11 protein-coding genes are annotated in these 9,783 nt (G+C 67.2%); 4 read left to right on the top strand and 7 right to left on the bottom strand.

The genetic code is table 11. From position 1 onward, the window contains the following. Positions 1-111: 111 nt before the first annotated feature. The 3 genes from KYX17_RS31480 to KYX17_RS31470 are packed head-to-tail and all read right to left on the bottom strand — an operon-like array spanning position 112 to position 2,218. Complete coding sequence (locus KYX17_RS31480) at positions 112-576, bottom strand: histidine phosphatase family protein (RefSeq protein WP_243233696.1); 465 nt, start codon at positions 574-576, stop codon at positions 112-114. 11 nt (positions 577-587) lie between these two features. Beyond that, positions 588-935 carry a gamma-glutamylcyclotransferase family protein gene (locus KYX17_RS31475; protein WP_243233691.1) on the bottom strand — a complete coding sequence of 116 codons (348 nt, stop codon included), beginning with the start codon at positions 933-935 and terminating at the stop codon, positions 588-590. An 8-nt stretch (positions 936-943) separates the two neighbouring features. Next, the gene (locus tag KYX17_RS31470; protein WP_243233688.1) at positions 944-2,218 is read right to left on the bottom strand and encodes a DUF445 domain-containing protein; all 1,275 of its coding nucleotides are present in this window, start codon (positions 2,216-2,218) and stop codon (positions 944-946) included. 32 nt (positions 2,219-2,250) lie between these two features. Here KYX17_RS31470 and KYX17_RS31465 point away from each other — a divergent pair, with 32 nt between their 5' ends. Continuing rightward, positions 2,251-2,523 carry a metal-sensitive transcriptional regulator gene (locus KYX17_RS31465; RefSeq protein WP_243233686.1) on the top strand — a complete coding sequence of 91 codons (273 nt, stop codon included), beginning with the start codon at positions 2,251-2,253 and terminating at the stop codon, positions 2,521-2,523. 9 nt (positions 2,524-2,532) lie between these two features. On the opposite strand, the gene KYX17_RS31460 is transcribed toward KYX17_RS31465, so the two are convergent. The 4 genes from KYX17_RS31460 to KYX17_RS31445 form a co-directional block, all read right to left on the bottom strand. After that, complete coding sequence (locus KYX17_RS31460; RefSeq protein ID WP_243233683.1) at positions 2,533-3,537, bottom strand: aldo/keto reductase; 1,005 nt, start codon at positions 3,535-3,537, stop codon at positions 2,533-2,535. Next, positions 3,534-4,703, bottom strand: a complete 1,170-nt coding sequence (locus tag KYX17_RS31455; protein ID WP_243233681.1) for an acyl-CoA dehydrogenase family protein — start codon at positions 4,701-4,703, stop codon at positions 3,534-3,536. Before KYX17_RS31455 ends, KYX17_RS31460 begins: the two co-directional genes overlap by 4 nt. Further along, positions 4,700-5,458: an alpha/beta fold hydrolase gene (locus tag KYX17_RS31450; RefSeq protein WP_243233679.1), complete on the bottom strand. Its 759-nt coding sequence runs from the start codon at positions 5,456-5,458 to the stop codon at positions 4,700-4,702. The genes KYX17_RS31455 and KYX17_RS31450 overlap by 4 nt, the downstream gene beginning before the upstream one ends. Positions 5,459-5,537: 79 nt before the next feature. After that, entirely contained in the window at positions 5,538-6,743 is a 1,206-nt protein-coding gene (locus KYX17_RS31445; protein WP_243233677.1) for an MFS transporter, read from the bottom strand. Between the two features lie 368 nt (positions 6,744-7,111). Between KYX17_RS31445 and nrdH the strand changes: the two genes are divergently transcribed. The 3 genes from nrdH to nrdE form a co-directional block, all read left to right on the top strand. Further along, entirely contained in the window at positions 7,112-7,345 is a 234-nt protein-coding gene (nrdH, locus tag KYX17_RS31440) for a glutaredoxin-like protein NrdH (protein ID WP_137417590.1), read from the top strand. Positions 7,346-7,348: 3 nt separating this feature from the next. Next, positions 7,349-7,828: a class Ib ribonucleoside-diphosphate reductase assembly flavoprotein NrdI gene (nrdI, locus tag KYX17_RS31435; protein WP_243233675.1), complete on the top strand. Its 480-nt coding sequence runs from the start codon at positions 7,349-7,351 to the stop codon at positions 7,826-7,828. Further along, a partial coding sequence (gene nrdE, locus KYX17_RS31430) for a class 1b ribonucleoside-diphosphate reductase subunit alpha (RefSeq protein WP_243233674.1) occupies positions 7,810-9,783 on the top strand: 1,974 nt, incomplete at its 3' end. The genes nrdI and nrdE, both read left to right, overlap by 19 nt.

The following is a 9,783-nucleotide window of genomic DNA, read 5'->3' as shown; positions in this document are numbered from 1 at the left end:
GGGCCACCCAAAGCTGGGTGGCCCTTTCGCGTTTCTGGAGCCATGTGCTGTCGCCGGACGCGCTTCTGATCGAGACAAACGCTGCGGTCGGGTCGCGAAGGCGACGTCTCTCTAGCGAGGAGCGTGGAGTTGCCACTCTTCGACGACGGGCACGGCCGAGGGCCAGTGATCTCCTGCGATGGGGAACGTGGCCACGGCGCAGGTCGTCATCGTCACCTCGCGCCCGGCAAGTGCGGTGGCAAGGTCACTCAGTCCCGGGTCGTGCGCGACGATGAGGACGTTCTGAGCTCCTGTCGTGGCAGCGGAACGCCAGATGTCGCGGGCCGACGCGGCGTAGAGATCACTCTCGATCTCCAGCGGAACGTCGAGTGCGCGTGCGAACGCTTCCGCGGTCGTGCGCGCGCGGACCGCAGTGCTGCTGAGCAGGCGATCGGGGCGGAAGCCCGTGCGCGCGAGGGCCGCAGCCATGAGTGGAGCGTCGCGTCGGCCGCGCTCGTTCAGGGGACGTTCGTGATCGGGGAGGCCCGCCGTTCCCCAATCGGACTTGGCGTGGCGCACGAGGACGAGAGTGACCATTTCCGCGCTCCCTACCCCACGTAGACCCAGGCGTCGCGTCCACTCTGAAGCACCACGGCTACGCGCCGGTACAGCGAGACTTCATACTCGTCGGCCGCGTCGAGCTCGTCCGGCGTCAGCTCCAGCACGCGTCCGCTGACCTTGTCGCTCGTGTTTCCGGTGCGGCGCAGCACAGGGTGCGTGGCGAGGCCCGAGAGCGTTACGACACGGGTGTCCTCGATGTCGGCTTGCTGCACGTGGTAGCCCGCGAGCACGTCGTCCGTCGATTCGACACGGCGGCCGAAGACGTCCAGCTGCACCTGCGGCAGCAGGAGAGTCCCATAGGAGAACAGGCGCTCGGTCGTCGCCGTGCTGCTCATCCCGCCCCCTAGGCTCCGAAGATCGCGTGCGCGATCGCGAAGATCGTCAGACCCGCGAGAGAGCCGACGATCGTGCCATTGAGGCGAATGTACTGCAGATCGCGGCCGACCATGAGTTCGATCTTCTCGGTGGTCTCTTCAGGATCCCAGCGTTCCACTGTGTCGGTGATGACGGAGGCGATGTCGTGCCGATAGCGCTCGATCACGAACACCGCCGCATCCGTCACCCAGCCATCGACGCGGGCGCGCAGGGTCTCATCGCGCTCGAGGCGCCGGCCGACGTCCGTCAACGTCTCGACCAGGCGTCGGCGCAGCCCGCTCTCCGGGTCGCGCAGACCACGTGTCAGGCCGTTCTTGGCTGTACGCCAGGCTTCGCCTGCCAGCTCGCGGACCCGGGGCGAGTCGAACACCGTCGTCTTGGCGTCTTCGAATCGTCCGATGGTCGTGGGGTCGTGCTGCAGGTTGTCCGCGAGACGTGCGAGGTAGCCGTCCACCGCGCGCCGCGCCGGGTGATCGGGATCCGCGCGGACGGCTGCGACGAACTTGACCGCCTCGTGGTAGGCGGCCTCATCGATCAGCGTGTGCACCATCGACGGAACCCACGAGGGGAGGCGCCGGGAGATGAGGCCCGTGAAGGCCGAGCGGTTCGCTCGCAGCCACGCGGCCATGCTGTCGGCTGCGAGATCCACCGCGCCATGGTGTGCGCCCGTGTCGACCATGCGCTCGAGCCAGCCGCCGAGCGGTGGGCCCCACTCGGGCATGACCAGGTGTTCGCGGGCCAAGTCGCCCAGCAGCTGTTGCACGTCGTCGTCGCTCAACGCCTCGATGACATTCGTCGCGATCGTCGCTCCCTCCGTAGCGACCCGCTCGGCATGAGCGGGCTGCGCCAGCCAGGCACCGAGGCGGGCAGACAGCGAGAAGGACTCGAGTTTGCCGCGGATGACGGGAGCCGCGAGGAAGTTCGTCTCGACGAACTCGCCCAGGGTACGTCCGATCTCGTCCTTGCGCGTCGGGATGATCGCGGTGTGCGGGATAGGGAGTCCGAGCGGGCGACGGAACAGTGCGGTCACCGCGAACCAATCCGCGAGCGCTCCGACCATGCCTCCCTCCGCCGCGGCACGCACGTACGAGAGCCACGGATAGCGGCTCTGCAAGGCGAACGCGATCACGAAGACGATGGCGAGCACGATGAGGGCGCCGAGCGCGATCCCCTTCATCAGTCGCAGCCCGCGCAACCGCTCTCGATCGGCGTCGCTCAGCAGTGCTGTCGGGGTGCGGGGCATGTCGTCATCCTTCCACGGCGTACTCTGTCAGCGTGATCGACGACATCAAGAAGCGCGCCCTGCACCGCACGAGCATCCTGGAAGGGCAGCTGCGCGGGGTGACCAAGATGATCGAGTCCGAGGAGTACTGCATGGACATCATCACGCAGTCCCGCGCGATCCAGCGCTCACTGGAGTCGTTGAACCGCCTTCTGCTCGAGAATCACTTGCGTACCCATGTGGCCCACATGTTCGAGGAGGGCGGCGAGGACCGGGAGCGTGCTGTCGAGGAGCTGCTGCGCGCCTTCGATTTCTCCGGTAAATGATCCCGCCGGTCAGCTCGCAAGATCCTCGCGCTGGCTGGTCCATCCGATATCGAAGCTCCGATTGCCGCTGATCGCCGTCGCGTACGGCTCGAGAGCGGTCATGGTGTCCGCGTCCAGGATGAGGCCGGATGCGGGCAGCCACTCGTCCACGTGCCGCGCGAAGCGCGAGCCGGGGATGGGGGCAGCGGCGATACCCAACTGCGCGGCACGCGTGAAGAGCCAGCCGAGCGCGAGCTGCGCACCCGTCAGGCCGCGCTGGTGCGCGAGGGTGAGGTAATCGGCGCGGAGACCGGCGTTGGCGGCCAGGTTCTCTGCGGAGAACCTCGGGAACCGCGGCCGACCGTCGCCGGCGCCGATGTCCTCGGGCGAGAAGGCGTCGGTCAACCAGGCCCGGCTGAGCGGCGAGTACGGCACGAAGCCGATCCCGAGCTCGGCGGCCGTCGGCACCACGGCGCGCTCCACGTCGCGGCTGACGACGCTCCACTCCGTCTGCACGGCGGCGATCGGATGCACCGCGTGCGCGCGACGGATCTCCTCCGCGGTTGCCTCAGACAACCCGATGTGCCGCACCTTGCCCGCGGTCACGAGCTCTGACATCGCACCCACCGTCTCCTCGATGGGAACGTGCGGATCGACGCGGTGCTGGTAGTAGAGGTCGACGTGATCGGTTCCGAGGCGGGCGAGGCTCTGATCGATCTGCTCACGGACGTAGGCGGCGTCGCCCCGGATGCCGCGCGAGCCGATCGCGCCGCCGGAGATCCCGAACTTGGTGGCCACGGTGATCTCGTCGCGCCGCGTGGCGAGCAGCCGCGCGATCGTGCGCTCACTACGCCCCGCGCCGTAGATGTTGGCCGTGTCGACGAACGTGAGTCCCGCATCCACCGCGTGCGTCAGCGTCGCGAGTGCCGTCGCATCGTCGACGGGCCCGTACACGTCGCTGAGGCTCATCCCGCCGTAGCCGAGCGCGCTGACTTCGAGGCCGTCGCCGAGGAGAACGCGGCCCACTGCGCTCATTCGTTCGCTCCCTGCTGGATCGGACCGAGCCACGCGGCGGCGACGGTCGCGTGTGCGGACTCCGGGTCGGAGGGGTGGAACTGACCGGCGAGCACGTCGCGGTACAGCCGGCCCAGCTCGCTGGACGAGAAGTACGACGATCCGCCGGCGACCAGGATCGCCTCGTCGACGATCCGCTTGGCGCCGACGGCGGCTCGATGCTTGAGCCCGGACAGCAGCGAGAACCATCGCGCGCCGTGATCCGCGCCGGCATCCACGTCGTTCGCGAGCGCGGCGATCTGGGGAACGAGCGCGTCGTAAGTCAGTGCCATCTCGGCCACCCGCCACCGGATGTCGGGGTCCTGGTCGTAGGTCAGTCCCGTCTTGCGCGAGCGTCGTTTCGAGGCCGTCTCGACGGCGACATCGAGCGCGCGTCGACCGATGCCGGTGTACACGGAGGCGAGCAGGATCTCGAAGACGCTGAAGATGCCGAACACGATCGGATCGGCCTGCGGACCGGGTGCGACCCGGCGTACGATCCGGTCGGCCGGAGCGACGGCCCCGTGGAGTTCCGTGGTGCGAGACTGCGTTCCCCTCATGCCCACCGTGTCCCAGTCGTCGCGGGTGCGCACCGCATCCGAGCGCGGCACGAAGCCGTAGACGAGTTGGGGTGCGTCGGGGGAGGTGGTGTCGAGACCATGCACGCCGAGGTGCGTCCACACCGGGGCGAGCGAGGTGAAGATCTTCGTGCCGGTGAACGCGTATCCGCCGTCCGGGAGCGGGACGGCCTCCGTGGCGCTGTCGAAGAGCACGAGGTCGTTGCCCGCCTCACTGATCCCGAAGGCGAAGACCTCCCCTTCGGCAGCACCGGTCTGCACGAACGCGAGATCGTCGATTCCGCGGTCGCGCAGCACCTTCGCGACCCCCGTCCACACGAGATGCATGTTGACGGCGAGGGCCGTCGCGGGCGCGGCGGTCGCGAGACGCTGCTGCAGGATCGAGGCCTCGGCGAGCGTCAGTCCTGCGCCTCCGCGGTCTGCGGGCACGAGGATGCCGAGGTATCCGGCCGCACGCAGCTCGGTGAGATCCTCGTCCGGGAAGACGTTCTCGCGGTCGATGTCCGCTGCACGCCCGCGGATGCGCTCGATCAGGTCATCGGGCAGACAGACGCTCGGATCGAAGGTCATGCCAGCACCTCGCGCAGCGCCGCTACCGTGGCGTCCGGGCGGTCGCGGTGCGGCGAGTGACCGGCACCCGCGACGATCGAGCGCGTGATGAGGGCATTGCGGGCGAGCACCTCGTCGGCGCGTGGCCCGGTGAACAGGCTGTAGACCGCGGGGTCGGAGGCGATGACATGCGAGGGCACCGTGAGGCGTGCGGCTGCATCCGTCACATCCCAGTCGGGGTTCTGCTCCAGCGTCTGCTCGATGGCCCAGGGGCTCGCGAGCTGCGCCGCCTGCGCCTTCAGCTCGACGTCCTGCGGGTGCCAGTGGGGATGCGCGGCGCGCACCTCCTCGATCGTCGGCGAGTCGAACGCATCCTGCTGACTGCGTTCGACGACCGCGCGGTCGGCGGGCAGGAGATACAGCGCGGGGTCGACGAGGACGAGCCGTTTCGCCCACTGCGGATGATCCGCGGAGGCGAGCGTGGCCGACGCGCCGCCGAGCGAGTGGCCGATGACGAGGTCCCAGGCGCTGCCGGAGTCGGGAACCGTCTCGCTCACATCGGCGGCGTAGGCGGCGATCGTGTAGTCGAGCGCTCGTGGTGCCAGGCCGTGACCGCGCAGGTCGACGGCGACGGCTCGCCAGCCCGCCTCGGCCAGGGCTGTTCCGAAGCGCCACATCAGGGCGCCGGACGACCCCAGTCCGTGCACGAGGAGGGCGTGGTGAGCGGATGCGGGGGAGCCCCACGCGAGGGTGGGAAGCGCGACGGATGCGGGCATGTCTACGAGCGTAGAACGCCTGTCGCCCCGCTCGCCCGTCTGCGTCGTTCTGTGGCGCCGCGTGGACCCCGAACGGTGCTCAGGTGATGATCGGCGTGGGCTCGGTGTCGGGGATGGGACTCGGGTCGCGGTGGCGCAGATCCGGGAAGGCGCGCACGCACACGATGGCGACGATCGCGCCGGCGGCGGCGAAGCCCGCGGCCGCGATGAAGGCGCCGGGTGCTTCGACCGCGTCGATCAGGAAGCCGGCGACCGCGGAGCCCGCAGCCGCTCCGATCAGCTGACCGGTCCCGATCCATCCGTAGGCCTCGGCGGTGTCGGAGAACTTGACGCTCACGGAGGTGATCGCGAACAGCACGGCGAGGGCGGGGGCGATGCCGATCCCGGCGAGGAACAGGGTGCCCGAGAGCCACCAGATGTTGAGGGAGAACATCGTCAGCACCAGGCCCACGGCGACGATGCCCATGCGGCGCGCCATCGCCCAGGGCCCCATGGGCACATGGCCGAAGGAGAGGCCGCCGGCGAGGCTGCCGATCGAGAAGACGGCGAGCACGATGCCCGCCTCGAGGCCCCCGTGGTCGAAGGTCGCGACGACACCCGCCTCGACGGCCGCACAGGCGCCGATGAGGAGGAATCCGATGATCGTGGCCAGCAGCACGGTGGGGCGCGTCAGAACCTTGCCGAAGCGCCGCTTGCTGCGGGGGATGCGCACCCGGCCGACCTCGGGCGAGAGGATGAACCAGGTTCCACCGCCGACGAGGATGACCGCGATCAGCACGAGCGCTTCCCAGGTGCCGATCTGCGTCGCGATGAACGTGATGACCACGGGGGCGATGATCCAGATGATCTCCTGCAGCGATGCATCCAGCGAGTAGAGCGGGGTGAGCTGGCGGGAGTTGACCATCTTGGGATAGATCGTGCGTACCGCGGACTGCACCGGCGGAGTGGACAGGCCCGCGATGAGCCCGAACGCCATGAAGCCGGCGAGCGGCAGATCCAGCAGGCCGATGGCGAGGATCGCCAGCGCACAGACGATCATCGTCAGGCTCAGCACGCGCCGCATCCCCCATCGGCCCATCCACCGACTGGTGACGGGGCCCGAGACCGCCTGCCCCACGGACGAGGCCGCGAGAACGAGGCCCGCATACCCGTAGGAGCCGGTCACGTGCTCGACGTGCAGCAGGATCGCCAGGCTCGTCATCCCGTTCGGGAAGCGCGCCGTGAGCTGTGCGGCGATGATGCGCGCCACCCCCGGGGTGCGCAGCAATTCCTGGTATCCGGCCATCCCTTCAGGATATCCCGGAGATCGCTTCGGCCGCCGAGTGGATGCGGCGGCGCGACACGCCGCGACACGCCGAAGACGGTTATCCACCGAGCGGGATCGAGCGGACGACGCCCCGGTGTGGATGGTTGCGTCGTTCATCCAGGATTCGCCCGCGATTCAGGGTTTTTTCAGGTCCGGCGACGCGCCGCAGCTGTGGATGAAACGGTGGACAACCTGTGTTGTATCTGGGGAGAGCGGCACGAAAATCACACGGATGTAACTACTACCCCTTGTGGTGCTACCCGATGTCCGTACCCATATGTAGTATTGAGGTCCCGGCGACGAGAAGTGCTGGGAACAGGTCCGTCCGAGGGGAGAAAGAGGTCGAAATGGCGATCACCGTCTACACCAAGCCGTCGTGCGTGCAGTGCAATGCCACCTACCGTGCACTGGATTCGAAGGGCATCGAGTACGAGGTTCTCGACGTCTCGCAGGACCCCGCAGCCCTCGAGCAGGTCAAGGCCCTCGGGTACCTGCAGGCCCCCGTCGTGATCACCGACGAGGACCACTGGTCGGGCTTCCGTCCCGACAAGATCGACGAGCTGGCCGCGCGCCTGGCCTGACCGATGGCAACCGCTGTCGCAGACCAGGTCGGCGCGGTTGCCCACTCCCTCCGTGAGCCCGCCCCGTCGGCTCCGCTCCTCGTCTACTTCTCGAGCGTCTCGGGTAACACCGCGCGTTTCATCGAGAAGCTCGGGATGCGGGCCGTGCGGATTCCGCTGCGGCCCACGGACCCGACCCCCCTCGTCGACGAACCTTTCGTCCTGATCACCCCCACCTATGGGGGTGGCCAGGGAAGGGGCGAGGAGCGGGGAGCGGTTCCCAAGCAGGTGATCCGGTTCCTCAACGACGAGGCCAACCGGTCCCTGCTTCGCGGCGTGATAGCCGCGGGCAACACCAACTTCGGTGAGCACTACGGGCTCGCCGGAGAGATCATCAGCCGAAAGTGTCGTGTGCCGCACTTGGATCGGTTCGAATTGTTCGGCACGCCAGAGGACGTCGAGCGCATCGGCGAAGGATTGGAACGATGGTGGAAGCAGCACTGAAGGACTTGAGCTTCAAGACCGAGGCGCGTTTCGAGGGCCTGGACTATCACGCCCTCAACGCGATGCTCAATCTGTACGACGCGAACGGGCAGATCCAGTTCGACGCCGACAAGCGTGCCGCCCGGGAGTACTTCCTCCAGCACGTGAACCAGAACACGGTGTTCTTCCACTCGCTCAAGGAACGTCTCGACTACCTGGTCGAGAAGGAGTACTACGAGCCCGGTGTGCTCGCCAAGTACCCGCATGAGTTCATCCAGGAGCTCAACGACCGCGCGTACGGCAAGAAGTTCCGCTTCGAGACCTTCCTCGGAGCCTTCAAGTACTACACGAGCTACACGCTGAAGACCTTCGACGGCAAGCGGTACCTCGAGCGCTTCGAGGACCGTGTCGTCATGACCGCACTGGCGCTCGCCGACGGCGACCAGAAGCTCGCTGTGCAGCTGGTCGACGAGATCATCTCCGGCCGCTTCCAGCCCGCGACCCCGACGTTCCTCAACGCGGGCAAGGCGCAGCGCGGCGAGCTCGTCTCGTGCTTCCTGCTGCGCATCGAAGACAACATGGAATCGATCGCCCGCGGCATCAACTCCGCGCTGCAGCTCTCCAAGCGCGGCGGCGGCGTGGCGCTGCTGCTGTCCAACATCCGCGAGTCGGGTGCACCGATCAAGCAGATCGAGAACCAGTCCAGCGGAATCATCCCCGTCATGAAGCTGCTCGAAGACAGCTTCAGCTACGCGAACCAGCTCGGTGCGCGCCAGGGCGCCGGCGCGGTGTACCTCTCGGCCCATCACCCCGACATCATGCGTTTCCTCGACACGAAGCGTGAGAACGCCGACGAGAAGATCCGCATCAAGACGCTCTCGCTGGGTGTCGTGGTTCCCGACATCACCTTCGAGCTCGCCAAGAACGGTGAGGACATGTACCTGTTCTCGCCGTACGACGTGGAGCGTGTCTACGGCGTGCCCTTCGGCGACATCTCGGTCACCGAGAAGTACCGCGAGATGGTCGACGACCCGCGCATCAAGAAGACGAAGATCAACGCCCGCGACTTCTTCCAGACGCTCGCCGAGATCCAGTTCGAGTCGGGTTACCCGTACATCATGTTCGAGGACACGGTGAACCGCGCGAACCCGATCAAGGGTCGCATCAACATGTCCAACCTCTGCAGCGAGATCCTGCAGGTGAACACGCCGACGACGTTGAACGAGGATCTCTCGTACGACCAGATCGGCAAGGACATCTCCTGCAACCTGGGCTCGATGAACATCGCTCTGGCGATGGACGGCGGCGACCTCGGCGGCACGGTCGAGGCGGCCATCCGTGCACTCACCGCCGTCAGCGACCAGAGCCACATCCGCTCGGTGCGCTCGATCGAGGACGGAAACGACCGCTCCCACGCGATCGGCCTCGGCCAGATGAACCTGCACGGTTACCTGGCGCGCGAGCACGTGCACTACGGCTCCGAAGAGGGTCTCGATTTCACGAACATCTACTTCTACACGGTGCTGTTCCACGCGCTGCGCGCTTCCAACGCGCTCGCGATCGAGCGTGGTCACGCGTTCGACGGCTTCGAGGACTCGACGTACGCGTCGGGCGCGTTCTTCGACAAGTACCTCGAGCAGGAGTGGGTGCCGCAGACGGAGAAGGTCAAGGAGCTGTTCGCCGGGCACCACATCCCCACGCAGGGCGACTGGGCAGAGCTGAAGGCGTCGATCCAGAAGCACGGCATCTACAACCAGAACCTGCAGGCGGTTCCGCCGACCGGCTCGATCTCGTACATCAACAACTCGACGTCGTCGATCCACCCGATCGCATCGAAGATCGAGATCCGCAAGGAAGGCAAGCTCGGCCGCGTCTACTACCCGGCGCCGTTCATGACGAACGACAACCTGGAGTACTACCAGGACGCGTACGAGATCGGCTACGAGAAGGTCATCGACACGTACGCCGCCGCGACC

The organism is Microbacterium sp. CIAB417 (assembly GCF_022788845.1).
The sequence above is the reverse complement of the archived record's forward strand: the minus strand, read 5'-3'. Positions and strand labels throughout refer to the sequence as shown.